At 38.2% G+C, this 22,591-nt stretch carries 25 protein-coding genes; 17 read left to right on the forward strand and 8 right to left on the reverse strand.

The genetic code is table 11. The features are described from left to right. The first annotated feature begins 7 nt into the window (after positions 1-7). The 7 genes from cmk (at position 8) to yciH (ending at position 5,468) form a co-directional block, all read left to right on the forward strand. Entirely contained in the window at positions 8-685 is a 678-nt protein-coding gene (gene cmk / locus DPV97_RS03775; protein WP_032804107.1) for a (d)CMP kinase, read from the forward strand. A 96-nt stretch (positions 686-781) separates the two neighbouring features. After that, the gene (gene rpsA, locus DPV97_RS03780; protein WP_005699413.1) at positions 782-2,431 is read left to right on the forward strand and encodes a 30S ribosomal protein S1; all 1,650 of its coding nucleotides are present in this window, start codon (positions 782-784) and stop codon (positions 2,429-2,431) included. A gap of 145 nt (positions 2,432-2,576) precedes the next feature. Beyond that, complete coding sequence (locus DPV97_RS03785) at positions 2,577-2,867, forward strand: integration host factor subunit beta (protein WP_279386107.1); 291 nt, start codon at positions 2,577-2,579, stop codon at positions 2,865-2,867. A 93-nt stretch (positions 2,868-2,960) separates the two neighbouring features. Continuing rightward, positions 2,961-3,254 (forward strand): LapA family protein, encoded by a 294-nt coding sequence (locus DPV97_RS03790; protein ID WP_005699471.1) that lies wholly within the window; start codon positions 2,961-2,963, stop codon positions 3,252-3,254. Beyond that, entirely contained in the window at positions 3,254-4,432 is a 1,179-nt protein-coding gene (lapB, locus tag DPV97_RS03795; RefSeq protein ID WP_070714614.1) for a lipopolysaccharide assembly protein LapB, read from the forward strand. Before DPV97_RS03790 ends, lapB begins: the two co-directional genes overlap by 1 nt. A 21-nt stretch (positions 4,433-4,453) precedes the next feature. Next, on the forward strand, positions 4,454-5,146 hold the full coding sequence (gene pyrF / locus DPV97_RS03800; RefSeq protein WP_049371159.1) for an orotidine-5'-phosphate decarboxylase: 693 nt from the start codon (positions 4,454-4,456) through the stop codon (positions 5,144-5,146). A gap of 1 nt (position 5,147) precedes the next feature. Further along, positions 5,148-5,468 carry a stress response translation initiation inhibitor YciH gene (yciH, locus tag DPV97_RS03805; protein ID WP_049371157.1) on the forward strand — a complete coding sequence of 107 codons (321 nt, stop codon included), beginning with the start codon at positions 5,148-5,150 and terminating at the stop codon, positions 5,466-5,468. 47 nt (positions 5,469-5,515) lie between these two features. On the opposite strand, the gene DPV97_RS03810 is transcribed toward yciH, so the two are convergent. Together DPV97_RS03810 and ettA are read right to left on the reverse strand one after the other, a co-directional pair. Further along, positions 5,516-5,872 carry a SirB2 family protein gene (locus tag DPV97_RS03810; RefSeq protein ID WP_070714612.1) on the reverse strand — a complete coding sequence of 119 codons (357 nt, stop codon included), beginning with the start codon at positions 5,870-5,872 and terminating at the stop codon, positions 5,516-5,518. A gap of 55 nt (positions 5,873-5,927) precedes the next feature. After that, positions 5,928-7,598, reverse strand: a complete 1,671-nt coding sequence (ettA, locus tag DPV97_RS03815; protein ID WP_070714610.1) for an energy-dependent translational throttle protein EttA — start codon at positions 7,596-7,598, stop codon at positions 5,928-5,930. Positions 7,599-7,945: 347 nt separating this feature from the next. Between ettA and zevA the strand changes: the two genes are divergently transcribed. Next, positions 7,946-8,578, forward strand: coding sequence for a zinc transporter binding subunit ZevA (zevA, locus tag DPV97_RS03820; protein WP_070714608.1), 633 nt, complete (start codon positions 7,946-7,948; stop codon positions 8,576-8,578). A gap of 3 nt (positions 8,579-8,581) precedes the next feature. Then, positions 8,582-9,559 carry a zinc transporter permease subunit ZevB gene (zevB, locus tag DPV97_RS03825; RefSeq protein ID WP_070714606.1) on the forward strand — a complete coding sequence of 326 codons (978 nt, stop codon included), beginning with the start codon at positions 8,582-8,584 and terminating at the stop codon, positions 9,557-9,559. Positions 9,560-9,600: 41 nt separating this feature from the next. Here the strand turns inward: zevB and DPV97_RS03830 are convergent, their stop codons facing one another. The 6 genes from DPV97_RS03830 to DPV97_RS03855 all read right to left on the reverse strand — a co-directional run bounded on the left by DPV97_RS03830 (position 9,601) and on the right by DPV97_RS03855 (position 15,525). After that, a complete protein-coding gene (locus DPV97_RS03830) occupies positions 9,601-10,263 on the reverse strand; it encodes an NAD(P)H-dependent oxidoreductase (protein ID WP_070714604.1) in 663 nt (220 codons plus the stop codon). Positions 10,264-10,311: 48 nt separating this feature from the next. Further along, positions 10,312-11,055 carry a YdcF family protein gene (locus tag DPV97_RS03835; RefSeq protein ID WP_070714603.1) on the reverse strand — a complete coding sequence of 248 codons (744 nt, stop codon included), beginning with the start codon at positions 11,053-11,055 and terminating at the stop codon, positions 10,312-10,314. After that, positions 11,043-12,011, reverse strand: a complete 969-nt coding sequence (locus DPV97_RS03840) for a polysaccharide pyruvyl transferase family protein (protein WP_070714601.1) — start codon at positions 12,009-12,011, stop codon at positions 11,043-11,045. The genes DPV97_RS03835 and DPV97_RS03840 overlap by 13 nt, the downstream gene beginning before the upstream one ends. Continuing rightward, a complete protein-coding gene (locus tag DPV97_RS03845) occupies positions 11,992-13,530 on the reverse strand; it encodes a lipopolysaccharide biosynthesis protein (protein WP_070714600.1) in 1,539 nt (512 codons plus the stop codon). The genes DPV97_RS03840 and DPV97_RS03845 overlap by 20 nt, the downstream gene beginning before the upstream one ends. Before the next feature lie 445 nt (positions 13,531-13,975). Further along, positions 13,976-14,791 carry a DUF3037 domain-containing protein gene (locus DPV97_RS03850; RefSeq protein WP_070714598.1) on the reverse strand — a complete coding sequence of 272 codons (816 nt, stop codon included), beginning with the start codon at positions 14,789-14,791 and terminating at the stop codon, positions 13,976-13,978. Continuing rightward, on the reverse strand, positions 14,788-15,525 hold the full coding sequence (locus tag DPV97_RS03855; protein WP_049362927.1) for a HipA family kinase: 738 nt from the start codon (positions 15,523-15,525) through the stop codon (positions 14,788-14,790). The genes DPV97_RS03850 and DPV97_RS03855 overlap by 4 nt, the downstream gene beginning before the upstream one ends. A gap of 836 nt (positions 15,526-16,361) precedes the next feature. Here DPV97_RS03855 and DPV97_RS03860 point away from each other — a divergent pair. From DPV97_RS03860 to DPV97_RS03895, 8 genes are all read left to right on the forward strand, one after another. Beyond that, on the forward strand, positions 16,362-17,552 hold the full coding sequence (locus tag DPV97_RS03860) for a phage major capsid protein (protein ID WP_070714597.1): 1,191 nt from the start codon (positions 16,362-16,364) through the stop codon (positions 17,550-17,552). Between the two features lie 45 nt (positions 17,553-17,597). Further along, positions 17,598-18,164, forward strand: a complete 567-nt coding sequence (locus tag DPV97_RS03865; protein ID WP_070714595.1) for an HK97 family phage prohead protease — start codon at positions 17,598-17,600, stop codon at positions 18,162-18,164. A 1-nt stretch (position 18,165) separates the two neighbouring features. Then, positions 18,166-19,392, forward strand: coding sequence for a phage portal protein (locus tag DPV97_RS03870; RefSeq protein WP_070592222.1), 1,227 nt, complete (start codon positions 18,166-18,168; stop codon positions 19,390-19,392). After that, complete coding sequence (locus tag DPV97_RS03875) at positions 19,385-19,726, forward strand: phage head closure protein (protein ID WP_065285339.1); 342 nt, start codon at positions 19,385-19,387, stop codon at positions 19,724-19,726. Before DPV97_RS03870 ends, DPV97_RS03875 begins: the two co-directional genes overlap by 8 nt. Then, on the forward strand, positions 19,713-20,024 hold the full coding sequence (locus tag DPV97_RS03880) for a head-tail connector protein (protein ID WP_065285338.1): 312 nt from the start codon (positions 19,713-19,715) through the stop codon (positions 20,022-20,024). The genes DPV97_RS03875 and DPV97_RS03880 overlap by 14 nt, the downstream gene beginning before the upstream one ends. 16 nt (positions 20,025-20,040) lie before the next feature. Next, positions 20,041-20,403 (forward strand): HNH endonuclease signature motif containing protein, encoded by a 363-nt coding sequence (locus DPV97_RS03885; RefSeq protein WP_083313310.1) that lies wholly within the window; start codon positions 20,041-20,043, stop codon positions 20,401-20,403. A gap of 100 nt (positions 20,404-20,503) precedes the next feature. Continuing rightward, positions 20,504-20,872 carry a phage terminase small subunit P27 family gene (locus DPV97_RS03890; RefSeq protein WP_070714592.1) on the forward strand — a complete coding sequence of 123 codons (369 nt, stop codon included), beginning with the start codon at positions 20,504-20,506 and terminating at the stop codon, positions 20,870-20,872. A gap of 7 nt (positions 20,873-20,879) precedes the next feature. Next, on the forward strand, positions 20,880-22,547 hold the full coding sequence (locus DPV97_RS03895; protein WP_070714590.1) for a terminase large subunit: 1,668 nt from the start codon (positions 20,880-20,882) through the stop codon (positions 22,545-22,547). The last annotated feature ends 44 nt before the right edge of the window (positions 22,548-22,591 follow it).

Genomic DNA, 22,591 nt, shown 5'->3' on the forward strand with positions numbered 1-22,591 from the left:
AGAGATGATGGGGATAATTATCACCGTTGATGGTCCAAGCGGAGCAGGGAAAGGAACACTTTGTTACGCCTTGGCTGAAAAGTTGGGTTTTACCTTGTTGGATAGTGGTGCCATTTATCGCGTGACGGCATTGGCTGCGCTGAAACGTCATGCAGATTTAACCGATGAAGAAGGATTAGCGGAGTTAGCACGTCATTTAGATATCCAGTTCATCCCGAAAAATGGTGAGCTCAATGTACTTCTTGGAGGGATGGATGTGAGCCATTTAATCCGTACGCAAGAAGTAGCGGAAGCTGCATCAAAAATAGCGGTTTTTCCAAAAGTGCGGTCAGCTTTACTGCAACTTCAGCAGGATTTTGGCAAAAATGATGGACTGATTGCGGATGGGCGAGATATGGGAACCGTGGTTTTCCCAAATGCACAAGTTAAACTGTTTTTAGATGCAAGTGCGGAAGAACGTGCAAAAAGACGTTATAAACAGTTGCAAAATAAGGGAATTAATGGTAACTTTGCACAGATTTTAGCCGAGATACAAGAACGTGATTTTCGTGATAGAAATCGTGAGGTTGCGCCATTGAAGCCGGCTGATGATGCTTTATTGTTAGATAGTACAACATTGAGTATTGATGAGGTTATTGCTCAAGCGTTAGTTTATATTCAACAAAAAACGTCAATTTCGATTTAACTGTTTATTCAAGGAAGAATAGACATTTATCCTCAACCCCGCATTTTATGGATCTTAATGTGGATGTTATTAACTTAAATTAAGAAGATTATTTATATGTCAGAATCTTTTGCTCAACTCTTTGAAGAATCATTAAAAGGCCTTGAAACCCGTCAAGGTTCAATCGTTAGCGGTACTGTTGTTGCTATTCAAAAAGGCTTTGTACTTGTTGATGCAGGCTTAAAATCTGAATCTGCAATTCCTGTTGCTGAATTCCAAAACGCTCAAGGTGAACTTGAAGTTAAAGTTGGCGACACAGTAAACGTAGCTTTAGATGCAGTTGAAGATGGTTACGGCGAAACTAAACTTTCTCGTGAGAAAGCTGTTCGTCACGAATCTTGGATTGAATTAGAAAAAGCTTACGAAGATAAAGCGACCGTTATCGGTTTAATCAACGGTAAAGTGAAAGGCGGTTTCACAGTTGAGTTAAACGGTGTTCGTGCATTCTTACCAGGTTCATTAGTTGACACTCGTCCAGCACGTGAAGCAGATCACTTACTTGGTAAAGAATTAGAATTCAAAGTAATCAAATTAGATCAAAAACGTAACAACGTTGTTGTTTCTCGTCGTGCAGTGATCGAATCTGAAAACAGCCAAGAACGTGAACAAATCCTTGAGAACCTAGCTGAAGGTTCAGAAGTTAAAGGTATCGTTAAAAACTTAACTGACTACGGTGCATTCGTAGATTTAGGTGGCGTTGACGGTTTATTACACATCACTGATATGGCTTGGAAACGTGTTAAACACCCAAGCGAAATCGTGAATGTAGGCGACGAAGTAACTGTTAAAGTATTAAAATTTGACAAAGATCGTACTCGCGTATCTTTAGGCTTAAAACAATTAGGTCAAGATCCTTGGGTTGCTATTGCTGAAAACCACCCAGTAAACAGCAAATTAACAGGTAAAGTAACTAACTTAACAGACTACGGCTGTTTCGTTGAAATCTTAGATGGTGTTGAAGGTTTAGTTCACGTTTCTGAAATGGATTGGACTAACAAAAACATCCACCCATCTAAAGTTGTAAGCCTTGGCGATACTGTTGAAGTAATGGTATTAGAAGTTGACGAAGAACGTCGTCGTATTTCTTTAGGTTTAAAACAATGCAAACCTAACCCATGGACTCAATTCGCTGAAACTCACAACAAAGGCGACAAAGTTACTGGTAAAATCAAATCAATCACTGATTTCGGTATCTTCATCGGTCTTGAAGGTGGTATCGACGGTTTAGTTCACTTATCTGACATTTCTTGGAATGTAGCAGGTGAAGAAGCAGTTCGTAACTACAAAAAAGGTGACGAAGTTTCTGCAGTAGTATTAGCAGTAGATGCAGTGAAAGAACGTATTTCTTTAGGTATCAAACAACTTGAAGATGATCCATTCAACAACTTCGTAGCTGTTAACAAGAAGGGCGCAGTAGTTTCTGCAACTGTTGTTGAAGCTGATGCTAAAGGTGCTAAAGTTGAATTAGCAGGTGGCGTTGAAGGTTATATCCGTGCAGCAGACTTAACAAATGAAGTTGCAGCAGGTGATGTAGTTGAAGCGAAATATACCGGTGTTGATCGTAAAGCACGTATCGTTCACTTATCTGTAAAAGCGAAAGATCAAGCTGAAGAAGCAGCTGCAGTTGCAAATGTGAATAACAAACAAGAAGATGTTGCTATTCCAAACGCAATGGCTGAAGCTTTCAAAGCGGCTAAAGGTGAATAATTAATTCACATCAATAAGGCTGGGTCATTGACTCAGCCTTATTACTACCAGCTATAATTAACAAGGATTTAGCGGTAATTTATTATGAACTAATGCATTACCTGTAAGTCTTAATAACAAGTTTAAGTATAAATTTAAAGGAGAGTTGACGATGACGAAATCTGAACTAATTGAAAATCTATCAACAAAGCACCCAACTTTATCCGCAAAAGAAGTAGAAGGTATTGTAAAGGATATTCTTGAACTCATTGCACAATCTTTAGAAGAGGGTAATCGTATTGAAGTTCGTGGTTTTGGTAGCTTCTCTTTACACCATCGTCAACCTCGAGTAGGTCGTAATCCTAAAACCGGTGATTCTGTAAAATTAGATGCTAAATCTGTACCGCACTTTAAAGCGGGTAAAGAATTAAAAGATCGCGTAAATGTTTTTGCTTAAACATTCAATCGATATCAATAAAACGACACTTAGGTGTCGTTTTTTATTACAAATTTTGGCATAATGAACCTATTCTTAACAAAGGAGATTGTGATGATTAAATATATTCTTGGGCTCATTATTGTATTGGCTATCGTACTTGTTGCGGTAACTATAGGAGCAAATAATGATCAAGTAATCACCTTTAACTACATTGTTGCTGAAAGCCAATTCCAACTTTCAACATTAGTTGCCATTTTATTTGGCTTTGGATTAATTTTAGGTTGGTTAATTACCGGATTCTTTTACTTAAAATTAAAATTCAAAAATATGTCGTTAGCGCGTCAAGTTAAACGTCAAACATTACAGATTAACGAATTAACGACTACTCGCGATAAGGCAGTATAATGCTCGAATTACTCTTTCTGCTTCTGCCAATAGCCGCCGCTTATGGTTGGTATATGGGGCATCGGAGTGCCAAGAAAGATCAGGAAGATATGAGTAATAAACTCTCCCGTGATTATGTCACGGGGGTCAATTTTTTGCTTTCTAATCAAACGGATAAAGCCGTTGATTTGTTTCTTGATATGTTGCAAAAACAAGAAACAGAAAATGAAATTGAAAGCAACTCTCAATTTGAAGCTGAGCTAACGCTCGGTAACCTTTTCCGTTCTCGAGGCGAAGTGGATCGTGCTTTAAGAATCCATCAAGCCCTTGATCGTAGTCCCAATTATTCTTTCGAACAAAAGTTATTAGCTAAACAGCAACTCGCTAAGGATTTCATGGCGGTGGGTTTTTACGACCGTGCGGAAGCCCTTTACATCATTATGGTGGATGAACCAGAGTTTGCTGAAAATGCACTCCAACAGCTTTTAGTGATTTACCAAAAGACAAAAGAATGGAAAAAAGCCGTTAATATTGCAGAGAAACTAGCTAAAATTTCCCCTAAAGAAAATAATGTGGAATTAGCACAATGTTATTGTGAATATGCCTTAAGTGGTGAACTTGAAAGTGCAGTCGAAAAACGCAGCATTTTACAAAAAGCGTTGAATGTATCTCCAACGAGTGTGAGAGCATCAATGCTTCTTGCTGACTTAGAAATGGCAGATAAAAACTACCGTCAAGCCATTCATTTTTTGGAGAATATTCTTAATCAAAATCCAATTTACATTGGAGAAGTGTTGAAAACACTCAAATATTGTTATGATGAATTAGGAGAAAGAGATAACTTTGAGTTATTCTTGATTCGAGCCAGTCAGCAGATTAACAATACAAAAGTCGATTTAATGTTAGCGAGTGTGATTGAAGAGAAAGATGGTAAGAGTGCAGCGCAATCAAAGCTTTATCAACAACTCACAAAACATCCAAGTACATCTATTTTCCATCGTTTTATTCAATTCCAAATTGATGATGCAGAGGAAGGACGAGGTAAAGAAAGCTTAATTTTGCTACATAAAATGGTCGGTGAGAGAATTAAGCAAGGCTTTGGCTACCGTTGCTCAAATTGCGGTTATCAGACCCATAAATTAATGTGGAATTGTCCTTCTTGCAAACAGTGGGAATCCATCAAACCAGAACATAATTAATTGACACAGTGAGGTAAAATTATGAATAGCAAAGTAATCGTTGCATTGGATTACGAAACGGAAGCACAAGCGCTATCCCTCGTGGATCAAATTGATCCAAGCTTATGCCGTTTAAAAGTGGGTAAAGAAATGTTTACTACACTAGGAACCAGTTTCGTTAAGCAATTGCACGAGCGTCAATTTGATGTTTTCCTCGATCTTAAATTTCATGATATTCCGAATACTGTGGCAAGAGCAGTGCGTTCTGCGGCTGATTTAGGGGTATGGATGGTTGATGTCCATGCTAGCGGTGGTCTGAAAATGATGGAAGAGGCGAAGAAAATTCTCGAGCCTTATGGAAAAGATGCGCCGTTATTAATCGCGGTAACCGTATTAACAAGTATGGAAGATTTAGATTTGTTGCAAATTGGTATTAATTCCTCGCCACTTGAACACGTTTTGCGTCTTGCAAATTTAACACAGCGTGCGGGATTAGATGGAGTTGTTTGTTCGCCACAAGAAGTGGAGATTTTACGTAATACTTGTGGTCCTGATTTTAAATTAGTCACCCCAGGGATTCGTCCAATTGGTAGTGATTTTGGTGATCAGCGTCGCGTCATGACACCAGCAGCAGCTATTCGTTCTGGTTCTGATTATTTAGTAATCGGTCGTCCAATTACTCAAGCTGAAAACCCAGCTGAAGTGCTTCGTTCAATTAATGCATCAATTGAGTAATATGACTGAGAGTACATTAGTTTATTCTACCGAAATTGGTCGAATTAAAGCGCAAAAAGAGCCGGTACAACGCCCTAAGGGTGATGGTGTGGTTCGCATCCAAAAACAGACCAGTGGTCGAAAAGGTGCGGGCGTCTCAGTGATTACTGGGCTAGATTTATCCGATGATGAATTAAAAAAATTAGCCACTGAACTTAAAAAACGTTGTGGTTGTGGTGGTTCAGTTAAAGACGGCAATATTGAGATTCAAGGCGAAAAACGCGATTTACTTAAACAACTTTTAGAACAAAAAGGGTTTAAAGTAAAATTAGCCGGTGGTTAAGATAAGACAAAAAATCCATCTTCAATTGAAGATGGATTTTTTCATAATTAGCCTTCCATAAAGTTTGGTTGGTAAGCAAAGAACATTGCACCTAAGAAACTTAACAAGGCAAATGCTAAAAATGCACTGTTTGGATTGACTGCTTTACGATTAAAATATTTAGCCGAGAAGAAGATATAAAGCACAAGCATGATGATTTTCATGACCAACCAGCTTTGTAACTGATAGCCGAACAAGAAAAACATCGATAAACCGCTTGCAATTAAAAGTGTATCAACTAAGTGCGGTAAAATTTTTAGCAGTTTAATTGCTCGCCAATCTTTCCCACTTAATTGCATTCCCCCACGGATTATTAATAATCCTAAACTTAAAAATGCACAAACAATATGCAAATAAACTAACATAATCACTCCTGATGTAAAAGGAAAGTGCGGTCAAAAGTGACCGCACTTTAATTTCTTATTTTGCAATACGCTTATATTTAATACGATGTGGTTGTGTTGCGGCTTCACCTAAGGTTTTCTTTTTCCACTCTTCGTAGTCTGAGAAGTTACCTTCGTAGAACGTCACTTTACCTTCATCACCGTAATCTAAAATATGCGTTGCAATACGGTCTAAGAACCAACGGTCATGGGAAATCACCATTGCACAACCAGGGAATTCTAAGATCGCATTTTCTAACGCACGTAAGGTTTCAACGTCTAAGTCATTGGTCGGTTCGTCCAATAACAGTACGTTACCACCACGTTGTAGAAGTTTAGCCAAGTGTAAACGACCGCGCTCACCACCCGATAATTCGCCCACACGTTTTTGTTGATCTACGCCTTTGAAGTTGAAGCGTCCAACATACGCGCGGCTTGGAATTTCAAAGTTACCAATAGTGAGAATATCTTGTCCGTTAGACACTTCTTCCCATACGGTTTTTTTATCATCCATTGAGTCACGGAACTGATCGACAGAAGCAAGTACCACAGTTTCACCCATCGTAATTGAGCCGCTATCCGGTTGTTCTTGACCTGAAAGCATACGGAATAGGGTAGATTTACCCGCACCATTCGCGCCGATAATACCCACGATAGCACCTTTTGGAATGTTGAATGATAAATCATCAATTAAAGTGCGATCGCCGTAAGATTTAGTGAGATGTTCTACCTCAATCACTTTATCACCTAAACGTGGACCAGGTGGAATAAAGAGTTCGTTAGTCTCGTTACGTTTTTGATATTCGCCAGAGTTTAATTCATCAAAGCGCGCCATACGTGCTTTGCTTTTCGCTTGGCGACCTTTAGGATTTTGACGCACCCATTCCAACTCTTTCGCAATAGATTTTTGACGCGCATTTTCAGCCGCTTGTTCTTGCTCTAAACGTTTCTCTTTTTGCTCTAACCAAGAAGAATAGTTACCTTCCCAAGGAATACCCTCACCACGGTCAAGCTCTAAGATCCAACCAGCCACGTTATCTAAGAAATAACGGTCGTGGGTAATCGCCACAACGGTACCTTCGTAGTCATGTAAGAAACGCTCTAACCATGCTACAGATTCCGCATCTAAGTGGTTGGTCGGCTCGTCTAATAGGAGCATGTCTGGTTTTTCGAGTAATAAGCGACAAAGTGCGACACGACGACGTTCGCCCCCGGATAAATGCTCAATTTTGGCATCCCAATCAGGTAAACGTAATGCATCTGCTGCGCGCTCTAATTGATTATCTAAATTATGCCCATCATTCGCTTGAATGATTGCTTCAAGATTGGCTTGTTCTGCCGCTAATTTATCAAAATCCGCATCAGGATCCGCATAAAGCGCATAAACTTCATCTAAACGAGTCAGTGCATTTTTTACTTCAGAAACAGCTTCTTCTATCGCTTCGCGTACAGTTTGTTGAGGATCAAGTTTTGGTTCTTGTGGAAGGTAACCAATTTTGATACCCGGTTGTGGACGAGCTTCACCTTCGAACTCTTTATCCACGCCCGCCATAATGCGTAAGAGGGTTGATTTACCCGCACCATTTAAGCCTAGAACCCCGATTTTTGCACCAGGGAAGAAGCTTAAAGAAATATCTTTCAAAATATGACGCTTCGGTGGCACCACTTTGCCGACACGGTGCATCGTATATACAAATTGCGTTGACATAATTTTCTCGATGTTATGAATAAAAGTGCGGTTATTTTACTTGATGTTTAGGGAATAAGCTATTTGAAAGGCAAAAAAAACCACCCATATAGGGTGGTAGGAAAGTAGTTTAGCTATATTTATGATTATTTTATTTAGGAACTTTATGAATATCAAGCAATCACTTGACGAGGCAAATAGTACATAAATTTCAGTTATAATGGAAATGTGAATGAATAATTTGTTGATACAAATCAAGAAAATCACAGGATTTTTTTCGTTTAGATCGATTTTTATTCGATTTTGATTAGGAACTGCTTGTGATAAAATCTGTCTATTCAATTATTTAGCCCACTTTATTCTTATTTATGTTTAAAAAATTACTCCTAGGATTATCGCTAATTTCTCCTTTTTCGGTTCTTGCACATCCTCACGCCTTTATTGATATGCAAACCAAACCGTTAGTGAAAGATAATCAATTAATTGGTTTTTCGACCCAATGGTTACTGGATGAAGCTAGCTCTTCAGCCGTATTGTATGACATGATGCAGACGAAAGGGGATAAAGCTGCTAAACAGAAATTAGTTGATGAGGTAATGACAAACGTTGTGAATGAACATTACTTTAGTTATGCCTTTGATAAAGAAAATCACAAAATTAAATATAAAAAACAGCCTGAAAATTATGGTATGCGTGTTAAAGGGAATGAGGTGGAATATTATTTTGATTTTCTTTTGGCACAACCACAGGCTTTGCAAAATAATGAATTTACGCTGATGACTTATGACAGCACTTATTATGTGGCAATGCGTTATGTAGAAACTGGAAAAAGAGCGGTTGATTTTTCGGAGCTTCCTAAGAATTGCAAAGGGGAAGTGCTCGAACCTAATGTGGATGAAAAAATTAAATCCTACGCTTCATCATTGGATAAATCTCAAAAAAATGAAGATGATTCTCTTGGTGTATTGTTTGCACAGAAAGTAAAAATTAAATGTGAATAAAAAATGAAGTTAAAACTGACCGCACTCTTTATCGGTTTATTAGCGATTATTTTCGCCTTGCTACCTTGGCTTTTTGTGCAAGTGGCCGATTGGCAAAAAGCCTTTAATCAGCTGATTTCTGAAAATCTACATCAGATTCAAGCACATTCATCAACGGCAGGATTATGGTTGATTTTTGCCGCCTTTTCTTATGGTGTATTACATGCATTAGGGCCTGGGCATGGGAAATTTATTATTGCTGGTTATCTTTCCACTCACGAAAGTCAGCTTAAAACCAGCGTACGCTTAAGTTTACTTTCCTCTCTCATGCAAGGTTTTGTCGCAGTTGCAGCAACCTCCATTGTGGTGGTGATACTTAATCTTTCCTCAAAATATTTTAAACTTAGTCAGTTATGGCTGGAGCGTAGCGCACTCATTTTATTATTGTTGTTAGGGCTTTATTGGATGGCTCAAGGTTTGAAAGGTTTAAAGAAAAAACAATCTTTTCGTATCACATCAATCCAATCATTACCGAAACAGATTGGAACAGCTTCGCCATTTCGATATGAGCAAGGAAAAGCAAGCCAAGCGCAATGTAGTTGTGGACATCAACATCTACCCAATCATCAACAGCTTAAGCAATCGGGTGATTTAAAATCTCAACTCTTAGTGATTTTAACCATTGGTATGCGACCGTGTAGTGGTGCCATTTTTGTGCTTTTTCTCGCTTATATGCTGGATCTTTATTGGTGGGGAATTTTAGCTACTTTTGCCATGTCTTTGGGGTCGGGTTTAATGCTTTCGCTTTTTGCAGCGTTAGTACGCTATGCGAGAAATGTCGCGACTCGCTTAGGCCATTGGTATGGTTTAGCTGGTTCTAATCAAAAAGGCGAAGCCATGATCAAATGTATTGCGGGTGCAATTATGCTCTTTTTTGCACTAAGCTTGTTATATGGCACGATGGGGGCTGTAACAGGTGGGGCAGTCTTATTTGGTGGATAAAGAAAAGGGCAGCGTTTGCTACCCCTTTCTTTGAAAATAGATTATTCAACCCAAGTGACGATTTCTTCAATTGGTCTACGAGATTTTTTGGTAATGTCTCTCGCACGATAACCAAATGTTGCTGCCACGGATACGCCCCATTCACTTGGATCAAAGAGACCTTCAGCGGCTAAAACTTCATTCATTTTATCATAGTTAAAGCCTTCAATAGGGCAAGAATTTACACCGATAGCTGCAGCACCCGTTAGCATATTCGCTAATGCAATGTAGGTTTGTTTGCTTGTCCAGTCAAATAATGCACGCTCGCTTTCTGCGGTTTTCATTTCAACTTCTTGTAAGCCTTTATATTTTTCCAAGGCTTTTTCTAATTGCTCGCCTTGTAAACCTCTACGCACCGCAACATCACGGAAGAAAGGCGTATCATATCGAGCATTTTTCTTCGCAAGAATGATCACTAAATGACTACAATCATCTAATTGATATTGCATGCCCCAGCTAAAAGGTTTGAGTTTATCGCGTAATGCTTTATTTTGAATAACTAAGAACTTCCATGGTTCAGAACCGACTGAGCTTGGTGATAAATGAGCAAATTCTAAAATTGCTGCGAAATCTTCTTGGCTAATTTTTTTATTCGGATCGTAATAACGTGTGGAACAGCGATTTTCGAATACTTGAAGCATTTGTTCGCGTGTGATTTGACTCATGTTTTCTTCCTCTTAACATTATCTAATTTGTGATCTTTTAACCGCACTTTAGCGTTCTTTCCAATATCCAATCCACTCTTTGAGTAATTGCATATTTTTGGTAATCGCGCCACCTTGTGGAATAAAATGCATCATATTAAGTCCATAACTGTCTGGTGTAATACCTTCACCTACGCTCCCAGGTAACACATCAAAGCCTTGTTGTTGGAACAATAATTTTGCACGTTGCATATGCCATTCATTAGTGACTAAAATAATTTTATGAATACCTTCTTTTTCTAATATTTGTTTGGTGAAAAGTGCATTTTCTTTAGTAGTAAGGGCTTTAGGTTCAATCCATTTGGTTGGCACATTAAAGAAGTTTTGGAGTTCTTCGGCAGCGATTTTTGCTTCAATGGCGCCTGTTGGACTTGCCCCTGTAATTAATAATGGCAAGTGTGTTTCTTTTTGCAAGAATGCTGCATAGCGTAAACGTTCAAGTTGAATTGCGGTTGAAGCTAATGGTGCGTAAAGTTCTTTGCTATCACGCAAGCCACCGCCAAGTAAAACGATCGCTTGAGCTTGTTGGTAATCTTGCAGTGTTAAATGATCTTCAGTGATTAGACTATCTTTAAGTACTTGTGCAGTGTAAGGGATACTTAAAAGATAGAGTAGTGAGAAGCCAAGTGCGGTCGAAATTCGGCTTAATTTTTTGAAATTGAATTTAGCTAGAATAAGTGAAAGCCCCCATAAAATTAAAATATTAAATGGGGGAAGAATCATGGCCGTGATGAGCTTTTTTAATTCAAACATGATTTATCCAATTCAACGAAGTTTAAGTTTTGAGTCCATAGTTTTGCATAGCTACTATTTTTTCCATAAGAGTTATCACAAACAACATTTGGTATTTCTAACAAGCAGGAAAAAATATGACCGTGTAAACGAGTAGTAATCACTTTATCATTATCTAAGAATACTCTGGCAACACGTTTTACAATTTTATGAGTATATGTGTACCAAAATTGATGAGAAAGATTTTTCAAACAATCTAAATTAAATTTATTTGCAATTTTATTCATTCTCCAACTAAATGCTAAAACAATGTCGTCAGTCTTGGAGAGAATATCATCCCAATCTTTTACAGTACTGTTGATTGGAATTTGTGTTAAAATATTCTTTTCTACATCACTCGCTTCAATATCTTTACGTAAGAAGTAAAGTTTTTTTCCTGTTTTTCCTTGCTTAGTTTCCATTGTGCCATAAAGTTGATGTGCCATATCGGGTGATAAATAAACATGATCAGAAAATTTTGCAAATAGATTTGCTGTTCTTTCATCGCGAGCCAGTAAATGACAATCACTGTGGTTACGGAAAAGTGCGGCTGATTTTTGTAGATTTTCTTCGTGCTTAAAATAAGCAGTTTGTGGCAACACAATAATGCGATTATTCGGGAAATGCGTCACCATTTCTTCACGGATCTTTTGATGCTGCGGATAAAGATCGCCAAAGTTACCGCCACCATGTAAAAGGATGGTGGTGTTTGGTGTGATTTTTGCTTTGACTTCTTCAAGATCTAAATCGTATTCACAGCGTTTTAAAGTCACGTTAATGTGGTGATCTTTAAAAAATTGCTCAGTTCCGTGATAAATCAGTAAATCGCCTACGTTCAAATGAAGAGGGTAGTCGAAATAAAATACGTCGTTTTTATCTTTGATTAGTTCAACAATAGGATTCAGTTTGTTTTTTAAATCAATAAGGAGTTGATTCATTTTTTACTCTTTTCTTTAAATAGCTAAACAAGAAATTTTTTTCTGCTGTGTTTAATCCGAAGATTAAAATGACACAGATTAATACCATTTCTAAGATGATGGATTGTCCAATAAATTCCAATAAAGAATAACTGCGGCTGATATCTGATATATAGATGATACCTAATAGCAGGCCAAACACCACGCTGACATTCACTAAATATGAGACAAATTCTTTTTGGTTAAATTTAATTTTTTTATTAATAAAATATAATCGATAGATTTGTGAGATGACCATCGTACTAAATTTACCCACAAAGGCAAATACTGGATTATAACCTAGTGTGAACAAATAATAAGCCAATGGTACCGTACAAAGATCAATTAACGCTACGATGATATTGTATTGTTTTACGGTAGATGTACCAATGGCTAATGCACTCATCCAAAAGGCGCCAGCCATTGCACTGATCAATAAGCAAGCGATAATAGCTTGTACAAGTTGTTCAGTATATTGCGGAAGATGATCGCCTAGCCAAAATGTCAGTAAGGTATGGGTGAAATACAATACAGGCGCAGAGAGAATCGCCATTAAATAAAGTGAATATTTTGAAATACCAAGAATTAATTGACGATTGCGATCGTAATCTTTTGCTGCATAAGACTGAACCAACTGCGGATTAGCTGCCATTTGGAAATTATTCACAAAGCTATAAACGGCACCTTCTACTTGTGTCGCAATGGCGACAGCGGCGTTGACTGCGACACCAAAGAATAAGTTAGATACCATATTTAAGCCTTGGGTCGAACCCACATAGGCAATTTGCCCCATGAGCATCCAACCGGAAAAACTCACCATTTCTTTAGTTTTGCTTAAATCTTTATATAAGCGGAAACGTGCGGCTTCTTTGAAATAATATTTAGTGAATAACACATAAAGAGAGAGCACAATTAAGCTGACTGAAAGCAATAAGCCGCCATAAGTAATCAACTTATCGTAATGTGTGATATGACTTAAGATAAAAACAGAAGTTAGTTTTAAAATGGTTTCACCTAATCCTAACCACGCATAGAATCCCATTTTTTCATGGGCAACAATCATGGCATTGAATGGAACCTTGATGATTTCAACAAGGGCAATAATTAATGCCAATTGGTAAACGATATTTGCAGCTTGCAAGCGTTCAGCGGGGATAACTAATTTGTGATTTAAAAACCATAAACCGACGGTTTCAGCTAACACTAATACGATAAAAATAATGAGTAGGTGATTTAAGATACTAATATTAAAGACTTTATTGACACATTGGATGTTATTCGAGGCTTTTTCTACATTAATAAAACGCTGAGTGGTGGCGGTCATTGTGCCATTAAAAAAGGAAAATAAGACAACGACACCCATCACAATGTTGTAGATACCAAAATCTTCCACCCCCAAAACCTGTAATACCACACGAGAGATATACAGCATCGCTCCCATGTTGAAAAGCATTCGGATGTAAAGAAATAGCGTATTTTTAGCAATGGTTTTATTTGACATTGTGAAAATGAAATTAGAAAAATTGGGGGAATTATAGGGGGGATTGGGGTGTGTAGCAAGCATTGTGCAAGTTCTAGGTACTTGTGCGAGGCTGGTATACAAAGAAAAAATCCCAAGCTAAAAAGCTTGGGATTGCAATATAGTGTGACTAGCTTGCAGTTGAAATTTGTTATAAATCAGTTGGATAACATGATTTTGGTGTAATCTTGGCGTAGTCATTGTAAACAGTAAATAGTAAACAATAAAAGTAGCTTCAGTTATTTGTTATGTAGCTCAAAGATATTTAAGATAAGGGCCGATTAGATGGAAAAGAATTAAGCAATAAGGAAATAAAGGAGCGAGAGTTAATTTCTAAAGGTCATGGCATAAGACGACTATCAGAAAATGATTTCTTTAAATTAGTGGATGAAAACCTAATAAATAAACCGCCACAAGGGCGGTTTCATTAGATACTTTTAGCAAAATCTAGGATTTGCCTATCCTCATTCCAGCTAATATGCGGCAAATTGAACCTATCGAATGTTCTCTTGATGGTATCTAAAATATTTGCTTTGTGTGCTGTGCTAGGAGTATCTAGTGCAAATAGTATATTATCTCTCTTAATTAACCCTTCTTCTTCTGCTCGATTAATTTTAGCCACCCAGTTATCGCAATGCTCAATCATGCTTGGACTTTCAATTTGATCAAATACTAGTGGTTTTACCGCTTTTAAAATTTGTTTATCTTGTTGATTTTTTAATGCTAATGGTAGTGAGAATTTAGCATAATCGCCATTTACCATATACTGTTTATACTGGCTAAGAACACGATCATTTTCTTGTTTAAATAATGCCTTATAGTGTCTTAAAATTGTTTGCTCTTGGCTTTCCTCTTTCACACCGGCCTTTTGGATAAATTGAGCGTATAGACGCTCAAAATAATCTTGTGGATTATCTACAATACCAACTGCAGCATTACTATACTGCACAATCCCTTCTTTTATATCAATATAATGATGAAAGAAAGTCGCCATTTCTTGTGCGCTACCAGTGAATAGCCGATTAACGATATATTGTAGTTCATCATTAATTGTTTCGCGAACAGTCTCAAACATCTTGCTTTTATAGAAAAAATCATTCACGCGTTTGTTGTTTTTAGGAACAAGGCGATAAGTCAATTTTTTCTTTTCAGGCTCACACATTAATAAGCCAACATTGACGAATTCGCCTGTTTCAACATACGGGCGGAACCGTACAAAACTGTATAAAATAGGTTGTTTCATTCTATGTTGTCCCAGTAGCAATCTTCAGTGATTCGATTTAAAATTGATCTAATTCGATTTATTTGTGTTTCAATTTCTTGAAATTGTTCATCTCTAGCGAACCAATCGTCAGGGATGGATTTATAAATATCGTCAAAATTTCTGAGTATGTCAATAGCTTTTTCTGTAAAGGTTTGCTTGTCAACCCAGTCAAGTCGCCATGTTCTGTTCGGTGGCGCAAAAATGTGTTCTGAAAAATCAGCATTTTCATCAAACGCAAGATTATGATCTATCACTAAAATTTTTTTTTGCTCTTCATCAAAAAGCAAATTAATATTTCCAGTTCCAATCAGTGATGCTGTCCTATCAGAATTCAAAATCCATCGATCAAACATGTAAAGCCATTTTTGCTCCTGTTCGGATAAATAGACAGTATTTTTTGCTTGTGCAGTTTTGGCAACTTTAGCATATGAAATATAATTAGATCCAAAGGCCGGTCCTATCAATAAATCATCCTTCCAATCAGGTTTAACGTACAAAGTTGCTTGTAGTGGGATGTAAATAAATTTCACTGGTGGGCAAGGTAAACCTATTTCAGCTACGAGCTTAGAACCTATAACCTCGGCTAATAATTGTGAAATAGGCATCATGTTAAGAGTTTTAACAATATACCACTCATTATTTTCTGTTTGGCAGATAAAAGGGTGAGTAATCCCCATCTCCATTCTTTCTTTGATAAAAACTATGTTATCCATTTATTTAAGAATCTCATTTGCTTTATTGAAGCATTAAAGGTTAACAATAGCCAATGTTAGCTTCTATAACAAGACAGAATGCCCAACAGCTTTACCAAGTACTGAAATGTCCTGTAGTTCTAATATTTCGTTTGGGTATTTTTCTTGGTGTAATTGCTTAAAATTTGGCGTAATTTGGGCGTAACTTATGACTAAAAATATACAAAAATCGCTAGAAGTTGGCAATATTTCAGTTTCAAAGAATTGATTAATTTACTTGATTTAAGTATTTAACTTATTGAGTTTAAAGTTTATTTTAGAAAAAGAAAAAAGCCAGTAGAAATTTACTGGCTTTGATAGACTAGCTGAACCCGAATTCATTTGTAGAGTATTGATTTTAAATGTTTATTTTTAAAAGGCTAAAATCTTGTTACTAAGCTTGTTACTAAAATTCAAATTCACTACAAATCAATGATAGTTTCTGATGCCATAATACCACTAATAAGCCGCGTGTTAAAAATTTTATAGAAAAACTGTTCACCTTGTTCACCAATCCTTAAAACTCTTTATTTATTATATAGTTATATTCTTTTCTATTGTTCACCAACTGTTCACCATTGTTCACCATTGTTCACCTTTGTTCACCAATCAAAAAAAGATATCTAAATACAGAATATTTACTCTCTATCTGTTCAAAATTTAAGCAATCAAACAATCTTAACTTATCGTATCTAAACGCAACTAAACTATTGAAAAATAAGGTGTTTATTTAATAATCAAAACACTATATATTATATTTTGACTTAATAAAAGTCATCTAAATTTAGACTGAGAAATCTCATAAGGAATAGATGAATATGTTTAAAAAACTAATTGAGTTACGCCAACAAAAGGCGGAAAAAGTCGCAGAAATGCGTTCAATGCTTGAAAAAGCAGAAAAAGAAAACCGTTCATTGAATGAATCTGAATCAGTGGAATTTGAAAAGCTAAAAGATTTAAGCAAGCAGATTAGTGCAGAAATCAGTAAATATGAAACTGTAACAGATGAAGAACGTAGCCTTAACGAACAATCTCAACAGGTAGAACAACGCAACATGAAACAACTTTCAAATGATGAGTTACGCCATTATGTGAAAACTGGTGAACTTCGCAATTTAACTACGGCTAACGGTGAAGATGGCGGATATTCAGTTATCCCACAGTTAGACAAAGATGTAATGAAACGCTTAACAGACGATAGCGTAATGCGCCAACTTTGTAACGTAGTACGCTTACCGGTTGGAGCGAAAGAATACAAAAAATTAGTATCGGCTGGCGGCGCAGCAGTAGAACACGGAACAGAAGGCACAGCACGCAACGGCACAGCAAGCCCGAAACTTCATGAAGTAACAATCGCTTTGAATTCAATCTATGCTTATCCTAAGACTACACAAGAAATCTTAGACTTCTCAAGCATTGATGTTTTAGGTTGGCTAACTGATGAAATTTCTGAAACCTTCACAGAAACAGAAGAAACTGATTTAACTTCCGGTGATGGTAACAAAAAATCAAAAGGCTTCTTAACCTACCAACGCACAACCGAAGATGACAAAGTACGCCAATTTGGCAAACTTCAAAAAATTGAAGTAGCAGGTGTAGCGAAGATTGATGCAGATACTTTAATCGATGCGTTCTATACACTTCATAGCAAATACCGTAAAAATGCGGTTTGGGTGATGTCATCAACGATTGCAGCAGCATTACAAAAACTTAAAAACAAAAACGGCGATTATATCTGGCGCGATGGTTTAACAGCCGATGCACCAGCAACATTATTAGGTCGCCCAGTCCACTTCTTAGAAACAATGCCGACAGGCGGAGCAAACAAAGCAGTAATTGCCTTCGGTGACTTCAAACGCGGATATTTCATTATCGACCACGAAACAGGCGTGCGAACCCGTCCGGACAACTTAACCGAACCTGGATTCTATAAAGTACACACCGATAAATATTTAGGCGGTGGCGTAGTAGATTCAAACGCAATCAAAGTGATTGAAACAACAGCATAAATCATAGAGGGGCGAAAGCCCCTTTTTTTGCTTAATAGGTGAAATATGAATAAAGAATTTGAAATCCGCTCCGCAACACTTTCAGCCGATGAAGAAAATCAAAAGCTAGTCGGTTATGCGGTGAAATGGAATAGCCCTTCACAAGTACTTTACTGTGATTTTGTGGAATCCTTTGCGCCTAAAGCTTTCAGTGACAGCCTAGCAAGTGGCGAAGATGTGCGCGCACTCTTTGAACATGACTACACCAAGTTACTAGGCCGAACAAGTGCGGGAACATTAAAGCTAGAAGAAGATTCAATCGGCTTACGCTTTGAAATAACTCCGCCCGATACAACAATCGGAAAAGATTTATTAGTTAGCGTTTCTCGCGGTGATATTACAGGGATGTCTTTCGGATTCAGAGCTATTGAAGAAGAATGGAAATTTGATGTAGAGCCTTGCCAAAGAACAGTGACTAAAGCAGATCTCTTTGAAGTTACTGTAACAAGTATTCCAGCCTATCCGGAAAGCAGCGTAGAAATCGCTAAGCGTTCAATGGTGGCCGCTAAAGAAAAAATGGAAGATAAATCTACCGCACTTTTAAGCAAGTGGGTTGATGTAATGGGGGCTTAATATGTGGAATCCTTTTAGACGAAAAGAACAACGCAGCGAGCCAATCACTATTGATGAATTCCTATCTTACATGGGCGTAAATAATACAGGCGCGGGCGAATATGTCAGCCCACAAACGGCAGAGGCTCTACCAGCGGTTATGAACGCAGTAACAGTGATTGCCGAGTCGGTAGCATCTATGCCTTGTTATCTGTACGCACTGAAAGAAGATGGGCGAGAAAGAATCTACCGTCACCCCGTTGAATATCTTTTAAATGAAATGCCTAACCGAAATCAAACGCCTTACCAGTTCAAATATACGATGATGCGCCATTGTTTGCTAACTGGTAATGCTTACGCAGTGATTGAGTGGAATAACAAGGGCGAACCTGTAAGCCTTACACCTTACCAGCCGAGTGCAGTAAATATCTTCCGTAAAGTAACAGGCGAACATATTTACCAAGTAACGGACTTAAACGGAGTTACTAGAAACTATCTTCAAGATGAAATCTTACACTTACGCCATAGTTCCCTTGATGGATTTATGGGGCGTTCACCTGTGACTGTTTGCCGTGAAACGATTGGACTAGGTTTAGCGCAACAACGACACGGTGCAGCAATCATGAAAAACGGATTGATGGCAAGCGGACTAATTTCAACGGCTGAATGGTTAGACGATGCGAAAGCACAGAAAGCAGTGAAAGCCTTAGAGCGTTACAAAGGCGCGAAGAACGCGGGGAAAACACCAATCCTTGAAGGCTCAATGGAATACAAACAATTAGGCATGACAAACCAAGATGCCGAATGGTTACAAAGTCGAACCTTCACAATTTCCGATATAGCCCGAATCTACAACATAAGCCCGATTTTCCTACAAGATTATTCCAATAGTAGCTATGCGAATTTCAGTGAGGCTAGTAGAGCGTTCTTATCACAAACCTTGCGCCCATGGCTAACTAACTTTGAACAACAGCTTAAAGATGCCTTAATGATTGACTTAACAAGCAGTAGCAAGAAACGTCACTTAATCGAATTTGACACAAGCGACTTACTCCGCACCAGTCAAAACGAACGTTTCAATAGTTATGATGTGGCGATTAAAGCGGGCGTAATGTCACCTAACGAAGTTCGCAGACGTGAAGGCTTGCCGCCTTATGCTGGCGGTGATGAATTCAGCCAAGCATGGAAACAAACCGTAGAAGTTAAACGCAATGACAGCGTAAACGAAAACGAGGTGAACGATGCCTAGAATGATTAGAGCCGGCAAATATAACAAGGCGATAAGTTTACAAAAACAAGTAAACGAAACTAATGATTATGGCGGATTTGTAAGTAAGTGGAAAACCGTTGCGAATATACGCGCAGCGGTTGAACCGTTACAGGGTAGAGAGTTCTTTGCTAGCGCAAGCGTAACGAATGAAAACATTGTGCGAATCCGTATTAGATACGGAACGAATGTGGATAACACAATGCGCGTGAAATACGGTAATCGTAACTTAGAAATAACCAGCATCATTGATAGCAAGGAATCACACAGGGAATTACAACTTATTTGTAAAGAGGTAAGCAATGGAAAAAACTGATTTAACGCTTGAAGAAATTAAGCAGCATTTAAACGTAGATCATGATTTAGATGATGACTTAATTGAAAGCTATAAGGTAGCAGCCTTTGAAGTATGCCAAAAGCATATAGGCAAAACCTTTGGTAATGAAGAAACAGAAAACACCGTTCCTTTTACCCCAGCTATAAAAGTGGGCTGCTTAATGTATATCGGGCATTTATACAGTAACCGAGAAATAACAACGGATGCCCCTCAAACGCTAATCCCTATGACTGTTAAATCTCTATGGGATGTTTACCGTGAGCCGTGCGCTTACTAAGAATTTAGTAATCGATATGCCTTATCAACCACTAAGACGATGCAGCTATCCTAACTGTAAAAACAAAGTAAAGTCCGGTAGATGCGAAGAACATAAGCCAAAAGACACAAGAGCAAGCAGTAGCGCGCGAGGATATGACCATAAGTGGAGCAAGTACCGCGCGCAATACTTACGCTTTCACCCGCTTTGTGTAATGTGTTTAGAGAAAGGAATCTACACACCCGCAACGGTGATAGACCATATTAAGCCCGTAGAGAATGGACAGGCAGACCCGCTATTCTGGATTGAATCTAATCATCAAGCTTTATGCCGAAATTGTCACAGTTACAAAACACGAGTAATAGACCAACGCGGATATGGAGCAAAGAAAAGTGATTAGATGGGTGGGGGCAGTTTAAAAAAGAAAGGCTCAAGCCGTCAGAACCGCCCTCCCAACTCAATTTTTACGCAAGGCAATTTTTTTGAAAATAAGGAAATGTATGAGTAAGAGAAGAAACTATAAAACCCCTGATTTTTTAGATGGTATCGCTAAAACCCAATGGAAAAGCCGAATTAAACAACTTTCAGAGCGTGGCGATATTAAAGCAGAAGATTTAACGAACCTTGAAATTTATTGCGAAAACTACGCAATTTGGCGTCATTCCGTAGCAGATTTAGCCAAAAATGGCTTCATTATCGTAAATAGTCAAGGTACGCAATCAAGAAACCCAGCATTGTCCGCGAAAGCAGATGCCGAAAAAGTCATGATCAAGATGTCAGCTTTACTAGGTTTTGACCCTGTGAGCCGCAGAAAAAATCCTATTGAAGTAGATGAAGAAGATGCGATAGATGAAATCCTAACTATGTAGGCGAAATATGGAAATCTGGCACGCATACGCAGAGAATATCAAATCGGGTGAGTTAGTGGCTTGTAAGAAGATAAAACAAGCCGTAGAGCGTTATTTTAACGATTTAAACAATCCCGATTATTTCTTTGATAAAAGCGTAGTTGAAAAGTTTTTAGCTTTCTCGAAACTATGCCCGCATGTTAAAGGACACTTACGCGGACAGCCTATTATTCTTTCAGATTGGCAAGTCTTTCTTTTTGCCAACATTCTAGGCTTTAAGCGTAAAGACACAGGATTAAGAAAATATCGTTCCGCTTACGTTCAAGTAGCAAGAAAGAATGCTAAATCAACGATAGCGGCCGTTTTAGCTAATTGGTTTCTAGTGATGGAAGGCGGACAACAGGATATATACACCGCAGCCGTTAGCCGAGATCAAGCAAGGATTGTTTTTGATGATGCTCGTCAAATGTGCTTACTTTCATCTCCATTAAAAAAACGCCTTAACATTCAACAACACAAGCTAATCAATCCGAAGAACAATAGCATTATGCGGCCGCTTGCCGCTAAATCTTCAACCATTGAAGGAACTAACCCTAGTTTAGCGATTGTTGATGAATATCACCTACACACGGACAACAGCGTATATAGCGCGTTAGAGCTAGGGCAAGGCGCACGCCCTGAAGGTTTACTCTTTGCTATTACCACAGCCGGAAGTAACGTTATTTCAGCCTGTAAACAGCATTATGATTATTGCGCTCAAATCCTTGAAGGGAATGAGCAGAACGACAGCTTATTTGTGTTGATTTTTGAGTTAGATGAAGAAAACGAAATCGACAATCAAGAGAACTGGATAAAAGCAAATCCGAATATAGGTAAATCCATTCCTTACCTTGATTTTGAGAACACTATCAAGAAGGCCAGAGGGATTCCGTCCGAATGGGTAGAAATGCTAACTAAACGCTTTAATGTATGGTGTCAAGGCTCTATGCCGTGGCTAGGTGATGGAAACTGGGCGCAATGTGAACGGAAGTACACTGAAAGCGATTTACTTCATCAAGATTGCTATTTAGGGCTGGATTTATCAAGTACCAACGACTTAACAAGCCTTTGTTATACATTCCCACACGGAAACAAAGTGCGCTTGCTTACACGGCACTACATTCCCGAATTTCAACTTAACAACGTGGCAAATAAAAACCGCGCAATGTATCGAAACTGGGTGCGCAGTGGTTGGCTAATTGCCACAGAGGGCGACTGTATCGACTACGACAAAATCAGAGACGATATTCTGAAAGATGCTGAACGTTTCAATATCAAGATGACAGGCTTTGATGTATGGAACGCAACCCATTTACGAACACAGTTACAAGCGGCGGGGCTTGAAGTAGAACCATTCCCGCAAACATACCAACGATTTAGCCCAGTGGCGAAAAGTGCGGAAGTTTTAATAAACAGACAGATGATAGAACACAATGGCGATCCGGTGCTTGCGTGGGCTTTATCAAATGTAGTTATGGAAACTGATGCGAACGCCAACATTAAACCAAACAAGAAGAAAGCCGCAAACAAAATCGATCCGGCAGTAGCTTTCTTGATGTCATTCGGCACCTATCAGCTTGAATATGGCGATCTGATTTTTGAGCTATCGGAAGAGCATAAACAGGCATTAGAGCAATTTAATGGTATTGATTTATGAGATGTAAAAAAATCCCTACGCTTCACAACGTGGGGATTTTTATT

The sequence above is a fragment of the Haemophilus parainfluenzae genome (genome assembly GCF_003253005.1).
GTDB lineage: Bacteria > Pseudomonadota > Gammaproteobacteria > Enterobacterales > Pasteurellaceae > Haemophilus_D > Haemophilus_D parainfluenzae_M.